Below are 23,311 nucleotides of genomic sequence, written 5' to 3'. Positions count from 1 at the left end.
GTGTCCCATTCACGTGGCCGGTAGCCGTTGCGGTGGTTGACGCGGTCGTCGCTGCGCTCGCCGTAGCCGGCGCCGCACAGGGTGTCGGCCTCGGCCGACATCAACGCGTCGGCCATGGTCTTCACCATGGATCGCAACATGTCGGGGTCGCCGGTCTCGATCTGCTTCGCCAGCCAGGCGGCAGGGTTCACACTGTTGTTCGCGGCCATCGCCTGTTCTCCTTCGATCATGGTTTCAGCAACCTGAAGGATCACGCGATGGCCGTGTTCATTTCACGGTCGCCACGCTTGTGGCCAGGTCAAACTCGTACACCACTTCCGTGGACGCAACCTTCCGGAGCGGTGCCGCGAATGCGAATCGCGCGGTCACCGGACGCCCCGGAGAAGGCACAACACTCTCCACCGCGGCAAGATGCGGGGACGGGAGGCGGCATCGTGATCCTCGCTGCCGCAATCGTGCTGAGCCTTGCCGTACTGACCGGCTACGTCGTTGTTCTGGTGGGGATGCGGCAGGAAGACCGTTCCGGGTCTCTACCCGCGCGGGCTCCGGGGTGGGCGTCCGGCTTTGCGCGCCGTGTCGTCGGATGCCACGTCCGCAACGTCTAATCCTTCGTTGACCACGGTTTTCAGCGGGTTCTCGACCCTCACCAACCGTTCGGTCAGCTCCCGAAGAGGCTGATCCCGTCGCTGTATTTTGCTGCTGCACAGGATCGAAAAAGGCCCTCTGGGGTGATCCCGGAGGGCCTTTGACCTGTGGCGCGGCCGAGAGGACTCGAACCCCTAACCTTCTGATCCGTAGTCAGATGCTCTATCCATTGAGCTACGGCCGCTTGCCTTTGCCCCGGGACCCTGTGGCCCTTGGGCTGAAAGAACTCTACCAGACCTCGCATGGGTGCTAGAGCCAATCATTGCTGTCCCCGGGGTGTGGGTGGGGGGCATCAGGGTGGTCGGGGAGGAGTTGGCCGGGTGTACATCTTTTGGGGGAGGCGGTGCCCGCCTGTGGCTGGAGGCGTTTGGGCTGGTCGGGTGGTGGGATGGGGGGATGAGACGTGACTCGCTGATAGCTGCGGCGGCCTTTGTGGCGGGTCTGATCGTGATTGTGGACGGAGCGTACGTCAGGCGAGGGTTCCCCGAGTATGTGCTGGTGGGCCCGTTGGCGCTGGTGTCCCTGGGGGTGGCGGTACGGCGGAGTCGGCCTGGGGTGACGTTGGCGCTGGGGTTGGTGGGGATCGGGTGTGATCTGGTTCTTGCGCCTTCGCTGTCGACGGTGCTTATTTTCACGGACAACCTCTATGCGGCCGCGCTGTACGGATCTCGGTGGCTGTCCAGGTGGCTGTGGTGGGCGTCCGTGCCGACGGCGGTGGTCTTTGGTGCGGTGACGCTGGTGATGAACCAGGAGTGGTCCTCCTTGGTGACTGTGACGCTACAGGCGGCGCTGGTGGTGAATGTTCCTGTGGTGACGGCGGTCATTGTGCGCCAGCACCGGGAACAGGTCGTTTTGGAGCGCGAACGGGCTGAGCAAGTGGTACGGCTCGCGGAGTTGGACAGGAACACCGCTATCGCGGCGGAGCGCAGCCGTATGGCGCGGGAGCTGCATGACGTGATCGCCAACCATTTCAGTGCGATCGCGATTCAATCGACGGCGGTTCTGACGCGTAAAGACCTCGACGGCGCGGTGGTCAGGCGGGTGCTGGAGTCGATTAGAGAGAACAGCGTGGAGGGCATGGCCGAGATGCGCACCATGATCGGGCTCTTGCGGCAGGAGAACGAGGAGGTGGAGGTCACCCGGCACCGTCTGGCGGACGTCTCCGACCTGGTGGAGCGGTCGAAGCAGGCGGGGGTGACAACCGGGCTGCGGGTGGCGGGAACGCCCAGGGGGTTGCCGCCGGCGACGGATCTCGCGGGTTACAGGATCGTTCAGGAGTCGTTGACCAATGTGCTCAAGCATGGGACGGGCAGGGGGGAGGTGCTGGTCGAATATCTGGCCGACCTGGTCACCGTGACGATTGATAGTCCGGTTTCTTCGGAGGGGAGCCTGTTTCCCGGCTCGGGGGCGGGCTTGGTGGGCATGAATGAACGGGCGGCGCTGCTAGGCGGTGTTCTTGAGGCCGGGCCGTACGCCGGCGGGTGGCGGGTCCGGGCGGAGCTGCCCGCGCCCCCGGGGAAGGCATAGGCGGGATGAGGGCGCGACGGTGACCATTCGGGTTCTGGTGGCAGACGATCACGCGGCTGTGCGCGCCGGGATCACGCTGATTCTCGACGGCGCCGACGATATCGAGGTCGTGGGCGAGGCCGCGGACGGCGAAAGCGCGGTGGCGATGGCTGGGGAGTTGCGGCCTGATGTGGTGCTGATGGATGTGCGCATGCCGCGTATGAACGGCATAGCCGCGACCCGGGCGTTGGCCGGCGTCGCCGACGTGCTCATTCTGACGACTTTCGATGTGGACGAGTACGTATTCGGGGCTCTTCGAGCCGGGGCCGCGGGCTTCCTGCTGAAGAACACGGACGCCGAGGCCTTGGTGGAGGCTGTTCGGTTAGTGGCGCGGGGAGAGGGGTTGATCTCGCCGGCGGTGACGCGGCGGCTGATATCCGCGTTCGCCTCGCAGCGTGTGGAGGACAGGCAGTCATATGACGTCTCCTGCCTCACGCCCCGCGAACACGAGGTTCTCATGTGCCTCGGCCGTGGAATGTCCAACGCTGAGATCGCCGAGGAGATGAAGACGGCGGAGGCCACGACCAAGACGCATGTCAGCCGACTCCTGCACAAGCTCGGTCTGCGTAGCAGGGTGCAGGCCGCGATCCTGGCGCAGGAGTTCGGTTCGGAGCGTTCAGGGACGGCTTCTCCGGGGAGCGCGATCGGCCCCGGTGCGGGGGATGGCGCGGAGAATACGTGACCCCGCCCGGCGCCATGGGCCCGCCGTTCCACGGAAATGTGGTTCCGGCGGGCGCGGTACTCTCCGACCATCCACATCGCCGTGCCTGACGGACGCTTCTCCGCCCCTGTTGGAGAAGCGTCGTTCGCCGGCCGCCGCCGCACCCGCCGTCACCACAAGCGCCGTCACCACAAGCGCCACCTACCTATGACGGGCGTGGACGCCATATGTGGTCGCTCGGATCGGCGGTGCCGTACGGCAACGGCCATGGCCAGGCCCGCTCACGGACCTGGCTGCTGATCGCCGACGGCCGGGCGGCACCGCGGAGTTCCGTCACGTCTTAAGGACGCCTAGGTGGGCCGTTCTGTTGAGTCGGGATCAATATTCGGTCGTCACGCCGACGCCGGAGAAGGCGCTACGCGCGTAGAGGCTGATGTAGTGGTATCCCGCTTTCGGGTTGTTCACCGTCAGGGTTTCGTTGTTGCCCGGGGTGGATGACTTCGCCGTGTAGGCGTTCTCCTTCGCCCAGGTGCCGGTGTTGATGTAGAGGTCGGCGTCGCCGCTGCCGCCCGAAGCGCTGACCTTGAGTTGGGTGGTGCCGACGGGGACCTTGATGTAGAGGTTGACGTATTGTTTCGCGGGGGCCGACAGGTTGGAGCGCCGGCAGTCGCGGTCGAGTGCGCGGACGTCGCTCCCGGTGCATTCGGGCGGGTCCGTCGTCAGACAGGCCCCGGCCGCGCAGACGCCGAGCCACGAGTTCCAGGTGTCGTCCTGCCGCATGGCTCCCACGCGGACGCGAGCGGCGTACCAGTCGCCGCCCCGGAATGATGTGAGCACGCTGTCGAGGTCGGAGCGGCGCGATTGGAACATGAAACGCACCGCCAGATATCCCCAGCGGTAAACACGCACGGGATCGTTGCTGTAGGTGGTGTCGAACAGGGTGCTGAGCCGGTAGGTGCGCTGGCCAGCCTCGGCCGCCGCCTCCTCGTAGGGCACTTTGCGGTAGGAGTAGGAGACGTATTCCGCCACGCCCTCGGTCCACCATACGGTCGGGGTGGTGAGGCTCGCCTCGAAGTCGCCGTGCATGTTGTAGCGGCCGTCGAGGTAGTGCGTGAACTCGTGGTTGAGGTTCCAGATCTCGAAGGTGGGCCGCAGCCAGTCCGCTTCGAAGGCGATGAATCTCGCCTGGTTTCCCGGCGATGCCGGGTCGCCTTCGATGTAGATGCCGCCGTTGTTGATGTCGATGCCGTACACGGCCCCGGCGTAGGTCTGGTAGTCGGTGCCGGAGTCGAACACCACCACTTCCAGTGTGGAGTTCTGGTCGCCCGCCACCGGCTGGGTGGCGCCGACCAGACGCTGGAAATAGGAGACCTGCCCGTGGAGTGCGGAGCAGGTGGCCGCGAGTTCGGCCGGTGTGATGCTCTGGGCGACGACGCGAATCGACGCGTCGCATGTGTGCCTGACGGGGAGCACAGCCGCCTTCAAACGATCCTGCAGGTTGCAGGTCTGCTGGTAGTACGCGCAGTTGCCGCGGTCGTAGTAGTCGGCCATTTCCGCGATGCCGACCCACAGCGGCGCGGTCCTTCCGGTGATGGAGCTCTGCTGCAGCAGTGCGCGGACGAGGGGCCGGGTGGCGTCCAGCAGGCTTTGATGCTGGAGAAAGCGGCCCAGCTCACGTCCCGCGTTTCCGGTCAGATACGCGTGGTCGGTGCCGAGCAGATCCATGTGGGAGGAGGCGAAGGCGTAGAGCGTCTGGATGAGGCTCTGGTCGGATTCCACCGCCCGCACGTAGTCGGGCATCTGGTGGCCGCGGAATAACACGATGTAGACGTTGTTGACGGCGTGCAGCATCCACCAGAAGGGGTTGTAGCTCTCGTTGTAGCCGTTGAGCAGCCGCTTCACGACCGGGATGTAGCGTGCATTCTCTTGTGCGCTGTCGATCAGGGTCACAGCCTCGGAGAGGATCTCCCCGTTCTCGTCGGTCACGTCATGGGACCTCGTGTTAGCGAAGAACGCGTCCAGCGCCGCCCGGACGGCGGCGCCGAGCGCCACGCCGTACTCCCCCACCAGGTCCGGCAGGTTCCACTGGACGTAATAGCCGGCGCGCAGGTAGAGCACGAGCTGCGCCGCGCTTCCCGAGTTGTTCCCGGGATACGTGAGTGCGCTTCGCCGCAAGGCGTTGGCGACCGTGATCATCTGCTCTTGCTGGAACGCCCCTTGGGCGTCGGCGCCAGCCAATCCGAACAGCGTGTTGATGCACACGGTCGTGGACGCCTTAATGGTCGCGACGAGCGTGTCACCGGTTCGGCCGGAGAAATCGACCGGCTCGCAGGAGGTCTGTGCCCGCCGCATTGCCGACGACGGCGCTTTTCTCGGCCGCGCTCTGTCGGGGTCGTCGTAGTTGCGTCGTAGTTCGTCTGTCGACGAGGGCCACGGTTCACGACGCTCTGTGGGAATGGGTTCGCTCTGCACGTGGTGCGTGAGCGCGTTCCGCGCTCCCGAGATCTCACGTTTCTTCGTCGGACGCTTGGCTCTCCCGGGCGCTTCATGCACGTCAGGATCTTTTACGGCATAGGCCTCCGAATCCGGCACCGGAGAAGTAAGCGGGGCACCCATACCGGTCGCGAGCGTCATTACGGTTGTTGCGGCCACTACGACCAGCACGGCTGTCCTGCGCATCCCACGCTCCCGAGGATCGACGGATCAGACTCGACAGAGCGGGTCCCCCAGGGGGGACCATCCCTCGCCTTCCGGAAGGCGAGGGGCGGACGGGGCGGACCCTCCATCACCGTTGATTCATTCCGTGACGATCACATGGCAAACCGTAGTCATGCGATCTTTGCTCTCGTCAGGTCGTGAGCGACGTGTCCGGTCCGGTGGGTCAGCCGGCGGCCGTGTCAGACGGACGGACACAGCGAAACCGCAGAGCGTGGGAGTGCATAGAGGCTCAGATCCACACCGGCTCTCCCAGACGCGTCGTCGTCGACAGCACCTGGCAACCCATGTGGCGTGCCGCGTCGAACAGCGTGACGCGAACCTGCTCCTCGTCTTCGGGCGGGAAGGCAACCCGGATCTGGTGACCGTAGACCGTCTCGTAGGTCAGCAACCAGTCGAGGTCCGTGGCGGCGAAGTGGTCCTGCCGATCGCCGTCCTCGTCGCTGGAGCTGCCTCGGTCCGCTGTGGGCGCAAGCGCGTCGCGCAGGATCCGCAGTCGCTGATGGTAGGGCAACTCGCCCTCCGAAAGCTCGATGTAGACGTGCTCGCGCTCACGAAACGGCTCGAACCACGGCGACGCCTCGACCTCATCGGGCAATCTCGGCGAAGTGATCCGCCCGCTCAACCAGCCGTGAAGGAACTCCACCGCGCCGACGTCATGCGCGTCGTAGGCGTTGCTGCGCGGATTCCAAACCACGACGCGCCAGTTGTCCGGTTCTCCCGTAGTCAGCCAGCAGAGTGAGTCACCGTTGTCGGTGCCTCCCCACTCCAGCAGCCCGCCGGGTTCCGGATAAAGCGGATAAGGGTATTCGTCGGGCTCCTTCTCACGCATGTACCGCTCTCTGTCAAGCAACCCCTGAGCTCTCTGGATCAGGAGCGGATGCGCACCGAAAGGGGGGAACGGCGTGACGAAGCTAACGAACTGCCCGACGCCGTATAGCTCGACGAGCGCCTTGAAGTCACCGGGCAGCCCAAGCCCGAGAACGCCCTCAACCTCGCGCCAGTCACCTCGCGCATCGACCGGTTCGGTGGGCGGCGGCACCAGGCGGACCAATTCCTCCATCGTCGTCATGGCCCGCGATCCTAACGGCCGAGCGGTCGAAGGCCTGCCCGACCGAAATGAAATGGGCCGCTTTCACATGGTCCGCGCCCTTCGCCGAATCTTGATGTCACGCATGTCCGTCACAGCAATCTTCAAGATCTCGTATGAGCAACCGTAGACGTCCAGCGCGGCCATCGCTCCCAGCGCCGCCTCATCCTCGCCGTCGTCCGGTCCCGCGGGCACCTGGCACCGGAAAGTGAAGGCGGACACGCTCTGATCGTGAGTGAACGTCCCGCCTTCTGTGTAGGCGATGCCGCCGGCCGCCAGCACGGTGGCTCTGCCGTCCTCACCCAGCCCCTTGAACTTGCCGCGGATGGTCACCCTGAACATGACTTGTCCTTTCGTACGGCATAGCCCAGCACACGTTTGCCGAGGAGTCCTTCGACGGTGTCCAGTAGTTCCACCAAGGCCGCGGCGATGACATCCGGAGACTCGCCAGCGGTAGTCCGCCGCCCGATCTCGGAGTAAGCCTGCGCGTGCAGGCTCCCGATCTGCCAGGCGACCGCACGCGGCAGCGGATCATCCTGATGCGCCCCGGTCTCCTCGGCCAGCAGGAGGGCAAGAGCCTCCGTCATCTCACGGCCGAGGTCTTCCAGTCGGGCAGTCAGCGTGGGGGCCGCCCGCATCATTTCCAGCACTCGTCCAAATCCAGTGCTCAACCCAACCTTGCGGTCATGCCTCCGCACTTCATCCCGCAGCCGAGCCAATACCGCTCCCGCCGCGGACTGCCCAACCTGCCGCTGCCGGACGATATCGGCCAACCGCTGCGGAGACGCCTCCTCGGGAGGCAGGACGAGATCTTCTTTGCACTCGAAGTAGTTGTAAACAGTGTTGACCGACACCTCCGCAGCCATGGCAACCTCGGCGATGGTGACCCTGTCGAAGCCACGCGCCACAAAGAGGTCGACGGCAACGTCGGAGATGCGCTGGCGTGTCTGCCGCTTCTTCCGCTCTCGAAGCCCCTCGGTCATTTTTGGAGTCTACTGCAATTTTTAAGTTGATTGCGATTTTGTGTGATCGCCGCTCCAGCCAACCAAGCAGACACGGCGGCATGTGTCTGGGAACGACCGTGCACCTGCGGTTGGGTCCGTGGCCCGTAGCAGGACTTGTCCTGATGAGGGCTGCCCTAGTCAGGAGGTGTTCTCGGCGGTGAACACCACTCCGGATGTCCCGTCCACGGTGATCCGCTGACCGGTGGTGATGTGGTCGGTTGCCCCGGTTACGCCGACAACTGCGGCGATGCCGTACTCGCGGGCAACGACTGATCCGTGGGAGTTGGCCCCGCCCATTTCCATCACCAACCCGCCTGCGGTGAGGAACAGCGGAGTCCACCCCGGATCCGTCGAAGGGCAGACAAGGATCTCGCCTGGCTCCAAGTACGCACCGACCGGATCGAGTACGACCCTCGCCACACCCGTGACTTTTCCGGCGGATGCCGGGGTTCCGACCAGTGCCCCCTCAACCGGTGCTTGCGAAGCAGTCGACGTGGACACCGTCGATTCTGGATCGGTGCCGTCGGAGAGGAGCAGCCTGGGGATGTGCTTCCGACGGAGCTCGCGGTCATATGCCTCCCGCCGCGCTGCGACCGTGTCACGCAGGTCGTCCATGCCGTCACGCAGGTCGTCCACGCCGTCGGGCAGATTCACATGCTCGCGGAGTTCGGCGAGGGTGAGGAAGAAGACGTCGTCCGCGTTGTCGATCAGACCGCGGTCGACGAGGTTCACACCGATCAGGTGGATTTGTCGGCGCACTGCGGCCAGTACGGTGACCACGAAGAACTTGGGCGATTCGCGGAAGCCGATCAGCGCACGCGCGCGGCCGAGGGCGAACCGGACGACCGCCCCCCTCACCCCACCGGCCCGGCGGGCCAGGACTCTGATCATGCGCTCGGCTTCGGCGGCTCCCCGTGCGAATTGGACGTCCGGCGCCGCCTCCGGGTCGTTCAGCCGTAGGTAGTTCGCGAGAATGCCGAGGATATGCCCAGGTTCTTCCGACCAGCGTGGGAGTCCAAGGTCGATCTCCGCCACCGCACGATGGCCGTAGACCTCCATGAACCGGCTTATGCCGCCCTGTATGTCCGCCGGGAGCGTTCCCTCCCGGTACTGCTCGGCGAGCCTGGCGACAGGCGTTTCCAAGACAACCCTTGCCGAGTCCGGATTTTTCCGGATCCCTTGGGCAACCTGCCAGAGGGCCAGGTCCATCTCAGTCGTCACGTTGTTGGGCAGCCCGCGGAGCACCGCCTGGACCTCGCCCGCTTTGGCCCGATCGCCCAGCAGCCGGTCGGCCAGGCCCAGCATCCCGAAGCCCGCGATGAACGCGGACGCGATCCTCGGTAGCAACGGCACCAGCGCCGCGCCGAGCACCCGCTCGACGTAGGCAAGGCGGGCCGCGGGCGGGGCGTCGGCCGGCGGCGGCGCCAGCCGTACGCGCAAAACCTGCCTCAGCCGCGCCACGCGACGCCGCGGTGCGGCCGGATTGACGAGGGCCTGTACGGCTAGCGCCGGCAATGCGTGTTCGGCGGCGAACTTGGTGACTTTCCGTAGGAACGGCAGCGGCGACCGTTGCGTCACGCTGAGGCGTGGATCGGACAGCAGGTCGCGCAGGATACGGGCCGATCGAGCCTCCATGACGTCGAGAAGTCGGGGCACGATCGCGCGTCCCACGCGACTCCTGGCGACTCCGGTCATGTCGACGAATACGCGTTCGCCGGCTTCGGCGAAGGCCGGAGCCCCCTTGACCGGATCAGGCACTGAGATGCCCATAAATCTCGCCGGCATCGCAGAGAGCAGGCGGAAGGCGGATCGCCCCATCGGAGTGATCGGCCGCTGAAGTCCCTGTGCGACGCTGAAGCAGAAGTAGACACGCAGGTCGTCGAGGTCTTTCGGGGCGGTCGACGGAACCGGGAAGAGGGTGGTGATGGGCCTGGTTTGGGTAAGCCACAGCACGCCGTCGGCATCGATCGCCCACTCGATGTCCTGCGGGGCATCGTAGTGCTTTTCGACCCGCGTACCGAGACGGGCGAGTGCGACGAGCTGCTCATCGGTCAGGCATGAGTCCGCCTGGGAGAGCGTGACGCGTTCGGTGCCGCCGCCGACGAGGGAGCGGATGGCGACAGACTTGTCACCAAGCCTGCGCTCCTGCACTTGATGGGTGAGCTTGTCCAGCACAAAGTGGTCCGGGTTGACCTCTCCCGACACCACGGACTCCCCCAGCCCGGGAGCCGCGTCGATCGCAGCCCGCCGCCTGCTCCCCGTGACCGGATCGGCGGTGAACATCACCCCTGCCACCTCGGCCTGCACCATGTCCTGGACCACCACGGCAAGGCGTACGACTCGGTGATCGATGCCGTTGGCGGCACGGTAGGCGACCGCGCGGTCGGTCCACAGGGAGGCCCAGCACCGCCGGACCGCCTCAAGGACGGCATCGGCACCCACGACGTTGAGAAAAGTGTCCTGCTGCCCGGCGAAGCTGGCATGTGGAAGATCCTCGGCCGTCGCCGAGGAGCGGACCGCCACCGGGCCGTCGATGATCACGCGTACGGCATCGGCGATGTCATCGGGCACCGGGGCCGCCAGCACGAGGTCGCGCGCCTGCTCGGCGAGCCGGTTGAGGGTGGCGAGATCATGGGAGGACGCCCGTGTCAGCGCCTCGATCACATGGTCGAGCCCCGCCGCATCGGCGATCCGGCGGTATGCCTCGGTGGTGATGCAGAACCCGGGCGGAACGGGGAAGCCGGCCCGGGTGAGAACCCCCAGGTTGGCCGCCTTGCCCCCGACAAGGGACAGAACCGCCCCATCGCCGTCGCCCTGAATTTCATGAAACCTCAGGACCAGAGATTCAACCATGACCATCCCCTCCGGAGCCCTCCAGCCCCAGCCAACGAGCGGATCTTGCCTGGCGAACACTTAACTCAACAACTGATGAAATCAGTCTAGCCACCGGTCGGCAAGAGGCGCGGGCAAGCCGCACATGCCATTCGTGGAACCGCCAGTGGCCACCAAGCGGCGGGAGACCCGTAAGACCAGGGAAACCCGTAAGACCAGGGGAACCCGTAAGAACAACCAGCCGTGAAATGCGAAACGCCCACTTGACCCTTAAGGATCAAGTGGGCGTCCACTCGAGTAGCGGGGACAGGATTTGAACCTGCGACCTGCGGATTATGAGCCCGCCGAGCTACCGAACTGCTCCACCCCGCGTCGTTGTCCCCAACCTTACCCCATCCCCGGGCAAGGTGACACCACAACGCGGATCCCATGGGAAAGATCAACCGAGAACGGGTCAGCCGCCCCCCTTCGAGAAGTGTTGATAGTCCTTGATCGACGACCAGTAGCCGCCCCACTCCCAGCCGAGGCTTTCGAAGGCGCGCACGACACGGTCACCCGGGTTGATGACGCCGGGCTCGTTCAGGGGCCGCTTGACGAAGCGTCGCGCGTTGGTGTGGGCAACGGAGCCGTCCGCCGACACGTAAGGGTTCTCGCGGGGGTTGATGTCGATGGCACGGCCGTACGCGTGCATGGACCATTTACTCGAACCCGTCGCGGGGCGACAGTTGAACGCAGAGGTGTTGTTCACCTCGATCGAGTCGAAGTCACTGCCCTTGTAGGCATCGACGGATTTCATCTGGGCGATGGGGAAACGCCAGTCGTACAGGCGCTTGAAGATGGTCTCGATGTCCTTGGTGACTGCCTTGTTCACGACAAGCTCACCAGTGTGCGGCTTGTCGTCGAAGCCCCAGTAGGTCAGCGTGACCTTCCTTAGATCATCCAGCCCTACGGGACATCCGGGACGCCATGAGTACTTCACCTCGTCCCTGGTCACTCCAGACACCTGTGAGGTGAACCCGGGCGTCCCCGTCGGACTTGGACTCGCGGACGGGCTGCCGCTATGACCGGATGTTTCACCGGGCGCGGTCTGCGCGACCTGCGCGCTGTGCGCGGTCGTCCCAGTCGTCGCGGTCTCGGACGGCGAGGTGGAGGCGGGCGAGGCGGCCTGCGTGCCTCCACACGCCGCAGCGGTCGCGACCAGGCAGGTCAGGGCCAGGGCCCCCGTCACCCGCCCGAGTTTCGCGTTTGTCTTCGGCAAGCGTGAGTAGGCCATGCGTCAGATTATGCGATGCGTGAGCGGTCCACCTCAGGCAGTGATCAACAAACGGCAGAAACGCCTGTCCGCAAGCACCTTTTGAGCGCGTCGGCCCCGGCTACGGTGTGACGCGATGGAGGAGCGCGTCGCGAATCCAGTGGTGGGCCTCGTTGGGCTCCGGCGACCACGGCGTGCCGTTGATCTTGGCGATCAGCTCCCAGTGGCGCTCGGCACGAGGGTCGTGATCAACGTAGCCCTTGGCCATCGTCCGGCGAAACTCCACACTGTCCTCGGTCATGTGCATCTGCGACATCACCGCCATCACCCGGTCGAGTACGACGTCGGCCTGCGCCGAGCCAGGCTCCACCCCGGCCTTCTTCGCCGCCAGCACCTCCTCGACGATCAGCGCGTTGGCACGCTGCGGGCCCTCCGCGTCGTACGGCCGACCGCTCGCCTCGACACGCGCCCACAGGTTCTCCTCGCCCGTGGGGCGCAGGGCGTCGCGGTAGTCGTCGTCGGCGAGCAGCGCGGCCAGTTCGAGCCAGGCGTCGAGCTGTTCAGGGGTGGGGTCATCGGGGAGTCTCGGCATCATGCAGCGGCGCATGCCGTCCAGCCAGGTCGCGAGCGCGCCCCCGTCGCCACCGACGTCACCGAGGAACTCGTCGAGCAACAGCTCCATCTCGGCCGCGCCGACCTTGCCGAGGGCGTTGAGGCGGTTCAGATCCACGTCCATGGGGTCTCCCCGTTTAAGCGCGGCGCGCAGCACCGTACGCGTGCGTTGCAGGGATCGCAGCTGGGTCTCAACGGCCTCGAGGTGCAGGGTGAGAACCTCCGCGAGGTCGTTTCCGGTCCGGCCGACGACGACGACGGAGCGAATCGTCGCGAGGTCCAGTCCGATTTCGCGGAGAGTACGGATGAGTCCCAGTCTGGCCCGATCGGCTTCGCCGTACAGGCGGTAGCCGGCGGGGGTGCGCTCCCGTTCGGGCAGCACGCCGATGTCCGAGTAGAACCGAATGGTCTTCACGGGTGTGCCGGACAACGAGGAGAGTTGCCCAATTGTGTAACCTTCGCGCGATCTAGCCATAGCCCAGGAATTCCGCTTGAGTCTCCAGTAACTGGACACTTTAGCGTGGCGGCCATGGCGAAGAAAAAGATCAGCAGGGTCATCAAAATTCAGCAGAAGGCGGGCGAGGCGAGCCCTGCGACGGTCGGCAAGGACCTCGGGCCCGTCGGCATCAACCTGATGGAGTTCTGCCGTCAGTACAACGCGGCGACGCAGGGGCAGCGCGGCTTCGTGGTTCCCGCCGTCATCACGGTGTTCGAGGACCGCTCCTTCCAGCTCGCGACCAAGATGCCGACGACCGCGTCGCTGCTGCGCCGCGCCGCCGGCATCGAGTCGGGCAGCGCGCGCCCGGGACACCAGTCGGCCGCGACGATCACCCGTGAGCAACTCCGAGAGGTGGCCAAGGCCAAGCTCTCGGACCTCAACACCACCGATCTGGACGCGGCGGAGAAGATCATCGCCGGTACGGCCCGCGCCATGGGCCTAACCATCAAGGCCTGACATTTCCTACCGACCCACCGAATATCACCCCTCCCCTGCGCGCGGACAAGACTTTGTTCGAGCTTTCTTCGAAAACTGTCGCGCACTTGTTCGATCTAGCAGTACAGTTTTCCCACGTCAGATCGAACATGGGTTCGGACAGAGCGGACCCAGGTGGTGGAACGGGGGCAAGGCGATGCTCGAAGCGACGCTGCTCGACGCGGCAAAGGTCGAGCCGACGGTGCTCGACGCGGCAGTGCTCGACGCGGCAGCGCTCGACGCGACCGCGGGGGCCGCGCCCCGCTCCGCGTGCCCGCCCGCCAGACGTCCGGCGCTCTCACCGTCGGGCTTCGCCCCCGGGCACCGAGCCGCCCCGGCCGTGGTCCCCGGCCGACGGTCACCGGAGCGACGCCGAGCGACACGCCGTAGCACTTTCTACGAAGGTCTAGGACGACCTCTATACCCCGTCATAAAGTCCGAGAGCGTGGACCCCGTGCGCAATCCTTACGCCCCCGGAGCGGGGCAGCGCCCCCCAGAGCTCGCGGGGCGCGATCGTGAGCTGCAGCAGTTCGAAGTGGTGCTTGAGCGCGTCGCTCGTGGCCGCCCCGAGCGCAGCATGGTCCTGACCGGCCTACGTGGCGTCGGCAAGACCGTGCTGCTCAACACGTTCAAGTCCATGGCCATGCAGAGGCTGTGGGGCACAGGCAAGATCGAGGCGAGACCCGATCAGTCGATCCGCCGCCCCGTGTCGGCCGCCCTGCACATGGCGGTGCGCGAACTGGCGCCCCGCCACCGTGCCCCCGAGCGCATCGAGGAGTTCCTCGGCGTGCTCAAGGCGTTCGCGATGCGCGACCCCGCGGCGGCCAAGGGCACGTCGCACTGGTCGCCCGGGATCGACGTCCCCGCCGCGCGGGGACGAGCCGACTCCGGCGACCTTGAGATCGACCTGACCGAGCTGTTCGTCGACGCCGCCAGTGTGTCCACCGATCTCGGGGTCGGCATCGCGCTCTTCATCGACGAGATGCAGGACGTCCAGGCTCCCGACATCTCGGCGCTCTGCGCGGCCTGCCACGAGCTGTCCCAGAGCGGCGGGCCCCTCATCGTGGTCGGGGCCGGCCTCCCCCACCTGCCGAGCGTGCTCAGTGCCAGTAAGAGCTACTCCGAGCGGCTGTTCCGCTACGCACGCATCGACCGGCTCGACCGGGAGGCGGCCGACCACGCGCTTCTCGCCCCCGCCGAGCGGGAGGACGTGACGTTCACCCAGGAGGCGCTCGACGCGCTTTATGAGGCCGCGGATGGATACCCCTACTTCGTCCAGGCCTATGGGAAAGTCGCCTGGGACGTCGCGCCCCGTTCGCCGATCACCGCCGACGACGTCAAGATGGCCGCGCCCGAGGCAGAGGAGGAGCTCGCCGTCGGCTTCTTCGGCAGCCGCTATGAGCGGGCGACGCCCGCCGAGCGCGACTACATGCACGCGATGGCCTCGATCGGCGACGAACCCGTGGCCACGGCCGAGGTGGCCGAGACCCTCGGGCGCAAGCCGTCCAGCCTCTCCCCTGCCCGTGACAGTCTCATCAAGAAGGGCTTGATCTACAGCGCGGAACGCGGCCTGATCGCCTTCACCGTGCCACACTTCAGCAAGTTCCTCCGCGCCCAGCCCCTCTAAAGCGGGCCGCGCGGCGAACCCCTAGTCCTCTCTAACGCTTTCTAGTGGGGAAGCTAGAAAGCGTTAGAGAGCTGAATCAAGCCGACACTCCCACGGTCTCGGGCATAGGCTTCACCGCGCCGCCCTCCAGCCCGCCCTCGACGTCCAACCGGATCACCGCGTTGGCCCCCACCACGGCGGCTTTCACGGCAGGCCTCCTGCCGCTCAGATAGACAGCGAAGACCACATCGACCGTCTCCCCTTGGAGCGTGCGCCCCGAAAAGGAGAAGAACCGCCAGCACAGTTCCCGCCACGTGTCAGTGGGCTCGCTCGCGCTCAGCATCTCGGCGTGCGATTGCCACACCGAGCTCGAACGCAGTCGCGCCAGCGCGGTCGACGCCGCGACCGGGCGCTGCTCGCAGGGAGCCCGATACCTGATGCGCGCCACCACCTCCTCGATCTCTGGGGAGAGCAGGGCGATCAGCACCAGCCCCCCCAACGCGGACACGATCGTGACCCACGACAGGTCGGGGACGGGGAACCATCCACCGCCGTCCTGCCACGCCAGCCCTACCGACATGACGGTGAGCACCACCGTCCTACCGAGGGAACGGAGGCCCACCGGTGCGGAGCTCATCTCACCGAAACACCCGCATCCCACATCCGGGCGCCGACGCCGCAGCTCCCAGAGCACAAAGGTCGACATCGCGAAGAACCCCACCGTCCACCAGCGGAACAGCGGGTGCGACGTCGCCACCAGCCCGGCGGCGAGCCCGAGCTCGACAACGGCGCACAACAGGAGCATCCGCGCCCGCCACCGCTCGGGCACCAGCACTGCGGGGCCCATCTGGCTCAGCCCTTCGGGCTCTACGCCCTTGAGAATCGTGACCACCTTGGCGACGGTTCCCAAGACCAGCAGCAGGACTACGACGGGAAGCTGCGCCGCGGCGATCGTCTCGAACACTGAGTCACCCCAAACCGATCCTGACATTGAAACAGCCCTTGATCAGATCACCGCCGAGCTCGACAAAGGAGGCCGGCGAGAGCTCCACGATCCTGCCCCGCGGAGACGTTCCACATTCCACACATCGATCGCAGAAGCCCCCTGACACGCACCCACAGGCCACGATCTGCACATTCGCCGCCCGTCCCGTGCAGACGTTATGCACGTTGAGCATCGACCCCAAGGCAAGGTAGGGCAGCCCCACGCAGGACTTCCCCGACTCTTCGCACCCTGAGTCGAGGGGCTCCAGCATCGGATACGCGGCCCCGCGCTCGTCGTCGTCGAAGCCGTCCGACCAGACCGCGGTGCCGGAGATGCGAGACTGCGTCCCACCGTACGCCGGGGGCGGATCCGGTACGGCACCCCCCCGATACGCAGGCTGCGAGGTCGCCGGCAGATACGCGTAGGAAACGCCTCCTTCGCGCACCCCAATGGCATCGAACAGATATCCCTGCTCAAACTGGGGGTGTCGCACACGAAGACGGCCAGAGGCCCGGTAGGGCACCACGATCGTGCGGCGGCCTCGGTGCGGCCCGCAATCGAGCTCGACGATCTGGTCCTTCGGCCGCCCCCCGGGAGACCCTTCTGAGGTGATGGACAGGATTCGCCCGGTGATCCGGGTGACATCCCCCCAGATCTTCTCCACGACGCTGGCTCCGCGTACGGCCTGGATGATCACCTTGGAGCCGAGCGGCAGATTGGTTGGCTCCACCGCCCCTCCCCGCCACGCTTTCACCCATGGTGCGATGACCAAGCGCTCCGTCACCCCCTCAGCGGTTTCCACGCTGATCATGTGAGGGGTGACGTCAAGGACCATCCCGGCCACCGCGTGCAGGGGCTCTTCCTTCCCAGGGGTGGGCCCCGGTGGATCGACGTTCCGACCTAGCGCGGCTGCCGCCAGGACACGACGGCGGTCAACGCCGGGATCCGGCATCGCCTCTCCTTATCCTCGGGTGGGTGCCGTACTAGGGTCACACGGCCACCCATCCCTACCGTCCGGTTCGGGGTAAAAACTCCCGCTGCTCGCAGACCGGGGAGCAAAATACACATCCCTGGTAGTAAGCGATTTCTCCCGTCGCGAGGAAGTTGCGTGGAACTCGCCAGTAAGTCGTGCGAAAAGTGAATTGGATTCCCATCCAGGACCAGGCGCCGCCGTACCTGAGCTGCACACGAGCAGGCCACCCCGCTTAGTTGATCTTTGCTATCGGCGGTGCGAAACCTGGATTTCGGCTCAGCCGAAACGAGCCCTCCGGCTGCGATTCTGACCACGAGATGCTCACAGACAACTCGCCGTTGAGCGGCGAGAGACACGAGGAGTTCCGCGAGTACGTCCTCACTCGCGGACCTGCGTTGCTGCGCATGGCATACCAGCTCACCGGGAACCCCGCGGATGCCGAAGACCTACTCCAAGCCGCACTGGCCAGCACATTTCGCGCTTGGAACCGCATTCAGGACCGCGGCGCGCTCGACGGATACGTACGGCGGGCCATGGTGAACATAAACATCTCCTGGTGGCGACGCCGGAAACTTGAGGAATACCCCGCCGAAGAGCTTCCCGACATTCCAGTCACAGGCACCGGCACCCCCCACGACCTGCCCCTTGGCGACCTTCCCGACCTGCTCGAACAGGCCCTCAGCCGGCTTCCCACGCGCATGCGCGCAGCCATCATGTTGCGCTACTACGAAGACCTCACCGAACAGGAGATCGCCAAGAGGCTCGGCATCAGCGTCGGCACCGTCAAAAGCACCGTCTCCCGCGCCATGGCGAAACTACGCGGCGATCTACGCGTACCTGCCCAACGCGGCGAAAGCCCCGCAGACACCACGGAGATGCCGCGCGCCACCTGACCCCGCACGCCTCCTAGCCGGACCTGACCTCGGCATGTTCGACTCCGGCCGTGGCGCAGGGCCGTACCACATCACGGATCACCCGCAGCGCGTCCAGCAGGGCTTCGAGCTGCGGCTCCGGCAGCAGACCGGTGAACCATGCATCGATATCGGCGAGATGCTGGGGCAGAACCTCCTTGAGGCGGTCACACCCCGCATCGGTGAGGTGAGCGTACGAAGCGCGCCGATCAGTCAGACAGGCGCGGCGCTCCACAAGCCCCTCCCGCTCAAGCCGGTCCACGACGCGGGTCACTCCGCTCGTCGACAGGTTCGTCTGTGCGGCGAGATCGCTCATGCGCAGCCTCTGCTCCGGCGAGCGCGCCAAGCGGATCAAGGTTTCGAAATCTATCTGGGACAACCCGGCCTTGGCGAAAGCCGGGGCGGTCTTGGCCATCAGACCCTCGAACGCCTCCGCGAGCAAGCCGATCGCGGTGAGCCGGGGGTCGTCGAACGGGTTCGCAGTCACAGCCACAGTCTAGACGACACTATTTGACGAGAGGAATATCTGTGCGATAGATATCTGTTGAAGCAAACATCTGCAGAGCAAGCGACTTGCGAGGAGAGCAACCCGATGAGCACCCGCACCTGGGAAGGCCTCACCATCCCGACCGCCGGCACCTTCGACCTGGACGCCGCGCACACCCGCATCGGCTTCACGGCGAAGCACATGATGGTCAGCAAGGTTCGCGGAAACTTCGCAGAGTTCGCCGGCAGCGTCACCATCAGCGAGGACCCCCTCGCCTCCAGCGCCCAGCTCGCGATCAAGACCGACAGCATCAACACCGGCGTGGCCGACCGCGACGCCCACCTGCGCAGCGACGACTTCCTCTCGGCGGAGACGTTCCCCGAGATCACGTTCCGCAGCACGCGCGTCAGCAACCACTCCGGCGGCGAGTTCACCGTCGTCGGCGACCTCACCATCCGCGACGTCACCAAGGAAGTCGAGCTCAACGTCGAATACGGCGGCGCCGGCACCACCCCGTGGGGCACGGAGCTGTGGGGCTTCGCCATCAACACCGAGTTCGACCGCGAGGACTTCGGCCTCACCTGGAACCAGGCCCTGGAGGCCGGCGGGTTCCTCGTCGGCAAGAAGATCAAGATCGAGATCGAAGGCGAAGCCAACCGCCGCGCCTAAGCGCACCCTTCAGCCGTACGGCATGGCCAACCGCACCGCCATGCCGTACGGCATGGCCAACCGCACCGCCATGCCGTACGGCTATCGCCATTCCCGCCCACAAGGCCGGCAGTGCCTTTCCACAAGAGCGTCCCAGAAGCCGCGGACACACACCCCGGCCCGATCAACACGCCCATCGGCCCAGCCCAAACCCTGACATACAGCCGTGGACATGCATCCACATTCCAAGACGGCCGGTCTCACATTCCAACAATCCACAGCCGCCACCACCACGATGACCTTGCAAAACACACCACCATCCACAGTTGTGGACAACCTTATCCACAGACTGTGGACAACCCATCGCCCTACTCCCCCAACGCCATACCCCTCAACCACTTTGCCGCTTCGCCACAAGGCCGGTAACCTGTCCTGAGCCACACGGCAGCTGGGAGGCTTCGCCTAGTCTGGTCTATGGCGCCGCACTGCTAATGCGGTTTGGGTCTCAAGCCCATCCGGGGTTCAAATCCCCGAGCCTCCGCACGTCAGAGGCCCTCACCCGAGATCTCGGGTGAGGGCCTCTTGTGCATCAAACCAAGATCAAACCGGGGTTGGCAGGCCAATGGCAGACCAATGCCGAACCACCCGGCACGCGAGCAGGTCCCCGGCAGCCGCCAGCCGATCACCTCATCCCCCCAGGCGGCAGGCCGCGAGTGCACGCTGCGCCGCCGCATACCGCCATGCCGTACGGCACGGGGGGAACAGCCCGTCAGCAGTTGCGCTGTCGTTGATCAACAACGTGTGGGGGTCCACCCCACGTGCCTGTGACAGGTACGGCTGCACCACGCACATGGAACCGTCCAAGATCAGGACGTTGAACCGGACCGCCTCGTCGTACACCCGGAGCTCAAGCCGTCCGGCGGCTTCGGGGTCGAGGCGGCCTCTGAGCCTGGTGAAGATGTTGATGCCTGGGGTTCAGCGGTGGAGGTTGGGGTCGTATACCCAGCCTGTCCTGTGGTGGCGCGCCACCCGTGACCAGGTTTCGTCATCGCAATTGCCGGCGCGTCGCCGAAAAGCGTGATCGTAGATGAATTGCGAGGCGGCGAGATCCAGCCAGCTGTCTTTCTGCGCCCGCGGATCCCAGCGGGTGGTCGGGATGCTGATGTAGTTCTTCCGATGGGATTTGTCCTGGCTTGTAATCTTTAGAACCTCTACGCCCCGACCATGGGTGCGAATCACTAAACAGGGTCTGACCTTGCCCCCTGTGCCGTCGGCGTACGGCACGACTGCCCACCAGATCTGCCCTGGAGATGGCCGGGAGCGCCAGCCCGTGTCCGGTGGCGTGTCGTGCACCTGGGGCTGGAAGCGATAGGGCGCGGCCCTGATCCAGCGGACAAGGCAAACGAAACCATAGATAACTGCAGCCAGGAAGCCGAGCACCACGATCGCGGACAGGGGGCCGCGCAACAGCTCCATGGCTTCAGTCATACATCGACAACATAACCGATGATCTCCATTTTGTAATCTTGGTGGATATTTCATCTAGTCGTACGCCCACCGTACGAACCGAACGCTCCGGCCGGGGTTGCCGCGCCACCGCACAGGTTTCAGTTGGAGGTCGTAGCACCAGACGGGCAGTCATCAGCTCTTTGCCTGCCGGGCCCAGGTCGCTCATGTGACGATCGTAGAGTTGAGGATCGACGGAGCAGATCATCGTGCGGTGCTATAGAAGAGGCCATGCCCGATACCAGCGCATCCCCGAAGCGAGTCGCATGGTTGGTCCCGCTCGCCGTCAACGCCCTGTTCGGTTACCTTGCGCCTCTTCCGCTGGGTCTCGTCTGGTACTCCCTCGCCAACTACCCGCTGGCTGCTCTGGGCCTGACGCAACGGGACCCCACCGACAACGACGGAATCCTGCCTCACCTGATTGTGTTTGGCGGTGTAGGACTTTTTATCGCCTTATGGGTGTTGGTCAATCTCGCGATCCGGGAACTTTCAAGATTGCCTTCATGGTCCTATTGGCTGGTCTCGGTAGCCCTGTTGTTCGGCCCGTTCATCGTGGCCGGGATTTTTCCCGCCGCGTACGATCTATGGCAGATGCCGCTGGGCTGGCTATGACCCGATCCTGTCCTCAATGGCGGCATGATGGCGACGCTGGTTGCCTCTTGACCACGCAGGCAGCCTGATCATTGTGCAATAGCCGTGCAGTTAGCCGAGGCGAAGAGGGGACAAACCACGGGTGCGCGGCCTCTGCGCCCCCAGGTGCGGGCCGGCGGCGATCTGAGAGATCTTGGTTGCTCGTCCAAGCCTCCCAGGCGGCGTTGACCACGTGCCAGGACGACCAAGGGTGGTGCGCCGGGTCCAAGGTGTGCAGGCGCGACCCCCGGTACGTTGCTCGAAGGCTCACCGTGGAGACACGCAAAGCGGACTCCCCGGCCGAGGATTGCTGCGAATTATGGGGCAGTAGGGAGGAGCGGCGTGAAGCGCCGCCCTCGATCTACATAAGGCTAATTCGACAGTCCTCCACCGATGTTTGAGTGCCTGGCAGCCTCGTCGATGAGGGCCATGAGCTCATTGAGGATCTTCGGGCTTGCGGCGATGGTGGCGCGGGCGGCCATAGTGTGGGGTGTGCCGTCGCTGTCGACGGTGGCGGCGCCGGCTTCCCTGGCGATGAGGACACCTGCCGCAGTGTCCCAGGGCTTGTTGGACAACATGACACATGCGTCGGTGCGGCCCTCCGCGACCCACACCAGGTCAATGGCCGCTGACCCGAACATGCGCATCCTCTGCACCCGAGAGGCGAGTAGTCCGGTAAGGGCAAGTCTACTGCGGTTCTTTGGTTGAGCCCCGTCCCCCACGGCGTAGTCACCGATGGACACGATTGCCTGATCAAGCGCCGAAGCCTCCCCGCATCGGATCGGCTGCCCGTCCACCGTTGCCCCGTGGCCGGTTGCGGCGGCGTAGCGTGTGCTGTGGAAAGGCAGCTCGACCACGCCCAGAACTGGTTCGTCGTCTTGGAGCAGGCCCAGAGAAACCCCGCACAACGGGATGCCGTGCAGGAAGTTGGCGGTGCCGTCCAGCGGGTCGAGCGCCCACATCAGACCACTTCCGCCGCGACCAGTTACCCCCTCCTCTTCGCCGAGGAAAGCGATTTCCGGCGTCTCCCTGCTGAGGAACTCCCGAACGGCCTGCTCGGCTGCGTAGTCCACCTCGGTGGCCATGTCCCGGTCGCCCTTGGCGGTGACGGTGCCCGGAAGCTTCGTCTTCACTATCCGGCCGGCGATACTGACGGCTTGCGTGGCCAGGGGCAGTAGATCGGCGGGGTTGATGGTCATATGGGCCGGCTCCGCTCCCACATTGAAGTGAACACGTGGTCGAAGACGGGGAAAAGCCCGTCAGCAGCTGCGCTGTCGTTGATCAACAACGTGGGGGAGTCCACCCCACGTGCTTGCGGCAGGTACGGCTGCACCACGCACATGGAGCCATCCAGGATCAGGACGTTGAACCGGATCGTCTCGTCGTACACCCGTAGCTCAAGCCGTCCAGCGGCTTCGGGGACAAGACGGCCTCTAATCCTGGTCAAGATATTGATGTTGAGGCTCGTCAGCGTGCGCAACGTGTCGGGGGCATGCTGTTCTTCGGCTTCCCGTGCGCCGATAGCCAAACCATGGGGATCGAGGAATAGCGCTCGAATCCGTGTACCGGTTTCAAGCAGGCGTTTGAGCAGGTGATCAGGGTAGCTCTGGCACAGGATGTTGAGGGACAGCCCGACCGCATTGATCTCCTTGGCCTTATCGAACAGGACGGATGGCGAAAAGGCTGAGGAGAACGCCGACCTGCTCGGGAATACCGCAGTTACATCGGCCAACTGAGCGACTGCAACGGATTTGTTCACCAACTGTCGCGGGTCGACGACCGGCGTTGCAGTCTCCTCAGTCCGGAGCGAGAAGAGTTCGCTGACCTTGTGAGCCGGGAACATCGCCTCGAGGACACGGCAGTGGTCGGAGTGCGGCAGACGTTTGAGCTCACCCGACAGCCAGCGGTGAAGCTGGGCGCGGCTCGGCTGCTTGCCACGCAAGGACGGGTCGACCTTCTTGGCTGCTTTGTCATATTCCTTGCAGAATGTGCTGTATGTCTGCCAGTGGCGCTGCGTGAGAAGTGTTTTCAAGAGGATCTGCTGATCGGTCATGGCCACGTCTCGGCTGAGGAGTGAAGGGGCTGTCAGAGTAGCGTCAATTGGCTCTCGAAAGGAGACAAGGACAAGACAGCAAGAGACATCCCGAGACTAGTCGCCGCGAATACGAGCCGGGATGCGACGTCATATGGTGTGAAGCTGAATTCATGGGCGAGC

Annotated in this window: 23 protein-coding genes and 3 tRNA genes; 9 read left to right on the top strand and 17 right to left on the bottom strand. The window is 65.1% G+C overall.

All coding sequences use genetic code 11. The annotated features are described in order from the left end of the window. Positions 1-209 (bottom strand): transposase (locus BLQ73_RS28275; protein WP_218125922.1); only part of this gene is annotated, 209 nt, incomplete at its 3' end. Positions 210-434: 225 nt separating this feature from the next. Between BLQ73_RS28275 and BLQ73_RS28270 the strand changes: the two genes are divergently transcribed. Then, positions 435-605, top strand: a complete 171-nt coding sequence (locus BLQ73_RS28270; protein ID WP_176955730.1) for a hypothetical protein — start codon at positions 435-437, stop codon at positions 603-605. Positions 606-753: 148 nt separating this feature from the next. Here BLQ73_RS28270 and BLQ73_RS28265 read toward each other — a convergent pair. Then, positions 754-829 (bottom strand) — tRNA-Arg (locus BLQ73_RS28265). Between the two features lie 371 nt (positions 830-1,200). Here BLQ73_RS28265 and BLQ73_RS28260 point away from each other — a divergent pair. Continuing rightward, positions 1,201-2,172, top strand: coding sequence for a sensor histidine kinase (locus BLQ73_RS28260; protein WP_245691513.1), 972 nt, complete (start codon positions 1,201-1,203; stop codon positions 2,170-2,172). Positions 2,173-2,191: 19 nt separating this feature from the next. Beyond that, the gene (locus tag BLQ73_RS28255; protein ID WP_093175329.1) at positions 2,192-2,893 is read left to right on the top strand and encodes a response regulator; all 702 of its coding nucleotides are present in this window, start codon (positions 2,192-2,194) and stop codon (positions 2,891-2,893) included. A 357-nt stretch (positions 2,894-3,250) separates the two neighbouring features. On the opposite strand, the gene BLQ73_RS28250 is transcribed toward BLQ73_RS28255, so the two are convergent. The 8 genes from BLQ73_RS28250 to BLQ73_RS28215 form a co-directional block, all read right to left on the bottom strand. Continuing rightward, complete coding sequence (locus BLQ73_RS28250) at positions 3,251-5,224, bottom strand: M9 family metallopeptidase (protein WP_218126058.1); 1,974 nt, start codon at positions 5,222-5,224, stop codon at positions 3,251-3,253. 595 nt (positions 5,225-5,819) lie between these two features. Next, positions 5,820-6,659 (bottom strand): SMI1/KNR4 family protein, encoded by an 840-nt coding sequence (locus BLQ73_RS28245; RefSeq protein WP_093175325.1) that lies wholly within the window; start codon positions 6,657-6,659, stop codon positions 5,820-5,822. 63 nt (positions 6,660-6,722) lie between these two features. Further along, a complete protein-coding gene (locus BLQ73_RS28240) occupies positions 6,723-7,019 on the bottom strand; it encodes a DUF6204 family protein (protein ID WP_093175322.1) in 297 nt (98 codons plus the stop codon). After that, on the bottom strand, positions 7,007-7,660 hold the full coding sequence (locus BLQ73_RS28235; protein WP_093175320.1) for a TetR/AcrR family transcriptional regulator: 654 nt from the start codon (positions 7,658-7,660) through the stop codon (positions 7,007-7,009). The genes BLQ73_RS28240 and BLQ73_RS28235 overlap by 13 nt, the downstream gene beginning before the upstream one ends. Before the next feature lie 159 nt (positions 7,661-7,819). Next, positions 7,820-10,534, bottom strand: a complete 2,715-nt coding sequence (locus BLQ73_RS28230) for a PEP/pyruvate-binding domain-containing protein (protein WP_218126057.1) — start codon at positions 10,532-10,534, stop codon at positions 7,820-7,822. A 277-nt stretch (positions 10,535-10,811) separates the two neighbouring features. After that, positions 10,812-10,885, bottom strand: a tRNA-Met gene (locus tag BLQ73_RS28225). A gap of 82 nt (positions 10,886-10,967) precedes the next feature. After that, complete coding sequence (locus BLQ73_RS28220) at positions 10,968-11,786, bottom strand: M15 family metallopeptidase (RefSeq protein ID WP_093175315.1); 819 nt, start codon at positions 11,784-11,786, stop codon at positions 10,968-10,970. A 100-nt stretch (positions 11,787-11,886) separates the two neighbouring features. After that, positions 11,887-12,852, bottom strand: a complete 966-nt coding sequence (locus tag BLQ73_RS28215; protein ID WP_093175312.1) for a MerR family transcriptional regulator — start codon at positions 12,850-12,852, stop codon at positions 11,887-11,889. A 54-nt stretch (positions 12,853-12,906) separates the two neighbouring features. Between BLQ73_RS28215 and rplK the strand changes: the two genes are divergently transcribed. Together rplK and BLQ73_RS28205 are read left to right on the top strand one after the other, a co-directional pair. Further along, positions 12,907-13,332 carry a 50S ribosomal protein L11 gene (gene rplK, locus BLQ73_RS28210; RefSeq protein ID WP_093175334.1) on the top strand — a complete coding sequence of 142 codons (426 nt, stop codon included), beginning with the start codon at positions 12,907-12,909 and terminating at the stop codon, positions 13,330-13,332. A gap of 463 nt (positions 13,333-13,795) precedes the next feature. Further along, the gene (locus BLQ73_RS28205; protein ID WP_093175310.1) at positions 13,796-14,977 is read left to right on the top strand and encodes an AAA family ATPase; all 1,182 of its coding nucleotides are present in this window, start codon (positions 13,796-13,798) and stop codon (positions 14,975-14,977) included. A 76-nt stretch (positions 14,978-15,053) separates the two neighbouring features. Here the strand turns inward: BLQ73_RS28205 and BLQ73_RS28200 are convergent, their stop codons facing one another. Both BLQ73_RS28200 and BLQ73_RS28195 read right to left on the bottom strand, forming a co-directional pair. Then, the gene (locus tag BLQ73_RS28200; protein ID WP_176955734.1) at positions 15,054-15,920 is read right to left on the bottom strand and encodes a MauE/DoxX family redox-associated membrane protein; all 867 of its coding nucleotides are present in this window, start codon (positions 15,918-15,920) and stop codon (positions 15,054-15,056) included. Between the two features lie 4 nt (positions 15,921-15,924). After that, complete coding sequence (locus BLQ73_RS28195; protein ID WP_245691509.1) at positions 15,925-16,671, bottom strand: hypothetical protein; 747 nt, start codon at positions 16,669-16,671, stop codon at positions 15,925-15,927. 560 nt (positions 16,672-17,231) lie between these two features. On the opposite strand from BLQ73_RS28195, the gene BLQ73_RS28190 reads away from it, so the two are divergent. Further along, positions 17,232-17,807, top strand: coding sequence for a SigE family RNA polymerase sigma factor (locus BLQ73_RS28190; protein ID WP_093175305.1), 576 nt, complete (start codon positions 17,232-17,234; stop codon positions 17,805-17,807). Between the two features lie 13 nt (positions 17,808-17,820). On the opposite strand, the gene BLQ73_RS28185 is transcribed toward BLQ73_RS28190, so the two are convergent. Beyond that, positions 17,821-18,312, bottom strand: coding sequence for a MarR family winged helix-turn-helix transcriptional regulator (locus BLQ73_RS28185; protein ID WP_093175302.1), 492 nt, complete (start codon positions 18,310-18,312; stop codon positions 17,821-17,823). Positions 18,313-18,417: 105 nt separating this feature from the next. Here BLQ73_RS28185 and BLQ73_RS28180 point away from each other — a divergent pair, with 105 nt between their 5' ends. Next, positions 18,418-18,981 carry a YceI family protein gene (locus tag BLQ73_RS28180; protein ID WP_093175300.1) on the top strand — a complete coding sequence of 188 codons (564 nt, stop codon included), beginning with the start codon at positions 18,418-18,420 and terminating at the stop codon, positions 18,979-18,981. A gap of 430 nt (positions 18,982-19,411) precedes the next feature. Next, positions 19,412-19,501 (top strand) — tRNA-Ser (locus BLQ73_RS28175). A gap of 146 nt (positions 19,502-19,647) precedes the next feature. Here BLQ73_RS28175 and BLQ73_RS35170 read toward each other — a convergent pair. Beyond that, positions 19,648-19,920: a DUF5919 domain-containing protein gene (locus tag BLQ73_RS35170; RefSeq protein ID WP_420820045.1), complete on the bottom strand. Its 273-nt coding sequence runs from the start codon at positions 19,918-19,920 to the stop codon at positions 19,648-19,650. 15 nt (positions 19,921-19,935) lie between these two features. After that, positions 19,936-20,448: a type II toxin-antitoxin system PemK/MazF family toxin gene (locus tag BLQ73_RS28165; RefSeq protein WP_218126056.1), complete on the bottom strand. Its 513-nt coding sequence runs from the start codon at positions 20,446-20,448 to the stop codon at positions 19,936-19,938. A 249-nt stretch (positions 20,449-20,697) separates the two neighbouring features. On the opposite strand from BLQ73_RS28165, the gene BLQ73_RS28160 reads away from it, so the two are divergent. Next, entirely contained in the window at positions 20,698-21,078 is a 381-nt protein-coding gene (locus tag BLQ73_RS28160) for a hypothetical protein (protein WP_143020480.1), read from the top strand. A gap of 389 nt (positions 21,079-21,467) precedes the next feature. On the opposite strand, the gene BLQ73_RS28155 is transcribed toward BLQ73_RS28160, so the two are convergent. Then, positions 21,468-22,295 (bottom strand): inositol monophosphatase family protein, encoded by an 828-nt coding sequence (locus tag BLQ73_RS28155; protein WP_093175289.1) that lies wholly within the window; start codon positions 22,293-22,295, stop codon positions 21,468-21,470. Next, positions 22,292-23,149, bottom strand: a complete 858-nt coding sequence (locus BLQ73_RS28150) for a DUF5919 domain-containing protein (protein ID WP_093175287.1) — start codon at positions 23,147-23,149, stop codon at positions 22,292-22,294. Before BLQ73_RS28150 ends, BLQ73_RS28155 begins: the two co-directional genes overlap by 4 nt. Positions 23,150-23,311 lie beyond the last annotated feature (162 nt).

The sequence above is a fragment of the Sinosporangium album genome, assembly GCF_900100605.1.
Taxonomy (GTDB): Bacteria; Actinomycetota; Actinomycetes; order Streptosporangiales; family Streptosporangiaceae; genus Sinosporangium; species Sinosporangium album.
Note: the sequence above shows the minus strand (reverse complement) of the source record. Positions and strands in the feature narration are given on the sequence as shown.